This window comes from Ursidibacter sp. B-7004-1 (genome assembly GCF_053654055.1).
Genome location: NZ_JBSIUP010000073.1, coordinates 1 through 1871, shown reverse-complemented (window position 1 = coordinate 1871; position 1871 = coordinate 1). Strand labels below are relative to the sequence as shown.

General features: G+C 36.1%; 2 protein-coding genes. Both read left to right on the top strand.

Annotation, left to right across the window (positions count from 1 at the left end):
* Window positions 1-900: hypothetical protein (locus ACWIW0_RS11260; protein WP_454453388.1), on the top strand; the 900-nt coding region annotated here is incomplete at its 5' end.
* 312 nt (window positions 901-1212) lie between these two features.
* Window positions 1213-1871 (top strand): hemagglutinin repeat-containing protein (locus ACWIW0_RS11255; protein ID WP_454453389.1); only part of this gene is annotated, 659 nt, incomplete at its 3' end.

The following is a 1871-nucleotide window of genomic DNA, read 5'->3' as shown; positions in this document are numbered from 1 at the left end:
GTGGAGAATAATTATCTAACCTCTAATGAAGCTCTTAAATTTGAAAAAGAGCTAGTTGAGTGTAAGAAAAACAATCAAGATTGTTCGCATGTCGTGCAGCAATACCTAGATATTAGCAATAACAGAAGTCAAGAGTTAAGACGTAAATGCTCAGAGGGTGGTGTTAGATGTGCCGGTATGGAGGAAATAATAGATGCCCACACAAATGTTGCCAGAGTAAAAAATGATACGACAGGTAGAATTTATCTAAGCACACCGTTACAAGATGATGAAACAATAAAAATTGTTAGCTACTTAAATAATAATGATTTGTTGTATCTGAACAATAATATCTCCACAATGGATAGGGTTATTTATTATGGGGCAGATCCTACAAATTGGCCATTTCTCTTGATAGGAGGGAGAGGGGTGTTAGCTAACAATTCTAAATCAGCAGCATTATCCACTTCAGCAGCTATGACAATTAACGCAGGAGGGCAATATGTTTTATCAGGTGATGTAAAAATATCCGATTTATTAATGACTGGTATTATTGCTAAATCTACGACTAATAGTAGTCTTGCTAAGACAGTAAATGTAAATACACTGGGAGGATATTATTCATCTCAAATTAATAATAATGATAACCCAGCTCTTTCAGCCCTATATTCCGGAAGTGCTTCAGCGATTGGATATAAAGTAACGGACGGGATTGTTAATAAACTAAATCCAATTATTAATCCAATTTATAAAAAATATGAGTGGAAAGATACGGGGTATTTAGGCATCTCTTATCAGCCAAGGTTAAGTAATGTCCCTCAAGTTTCAGGAGCCGCTGGTGGAGCTTCAATTTATGAAATTATAAATAATCAACTTCCCAAAATGGAATTAAAAGGAGAAGCTGATGAAAATAAAAAATAAATATACTTACAGTTTTATAATATGGTTTGCTATTCTTTTTCCTTTTTTTAATTTTTTGGGATTGGGGTGGGGGTTATATGTTTATTGTGAGTATGGTTTTTTAGATAATGAAATGATTTTTAGATCTTTTATCACTTCAATAGTGTTACCGTTTATTATAGTTTCTATTGAAATTTCACTTGATTTTATATCTTTTATTTATAGGAAAATATTTAAATAAGCGAATATGATAAATGTTATTTTGGTATGAAAAAGTCCAAGATGTTGCGGTAAACGACCCATCAGGGCAGTGTATTAAGTGCAGATAAACTCATCATTCGGGCAACAGAGGGAGATAATACGATTGTTGGCTCAAAAATTGATGCAAATGAGACAACGCTTGAGGGTAATAACGTCAATTTACTGGCAACGACAGATAGCCAAAGTAACCGCTCCGATAATAAGAGCAGTAGTTGGAGTGTAGGGGTATTTGTAGGTAAATCAGGTGGTTCACAAGGTTTTGGGGTTGAAGGAGCTGTCAATATCGGCAAAGGACATTCTAACAGTGACGCTAAAGTGCAAAACCATACGGAAATCAACAGTAACCGCTTAACCATTAAGGCAAAAGAGACAACCACCTTAAAAGGAGCAACGGCGAACATTAACCACTTAAACCTTGAGACCAAAAATCTGCATATTGAGAGTGTGCAAGATAGTGAAAAATATGACAGTAAACAAACCCAAGGTGGTGTAAACGCGGCATTTGCTTGGGGAAGTGGAGGAAGTGCATCTGCACAGTTCAGCCAAAACAAAGCGAAGGTGGATTATGCTCAAGTAACTCAGCAATCGGGCCTTCATATCAACGAAAGCTCGACTATCAATGTAACAGAAAACACCCACTTAAAAGGTGGCATTATCAATGCTCAAGGTGATAAAGCGAACCACACAATGAAGACAGGTACGCTGACGACTGAAAATATTGAAAACCACAG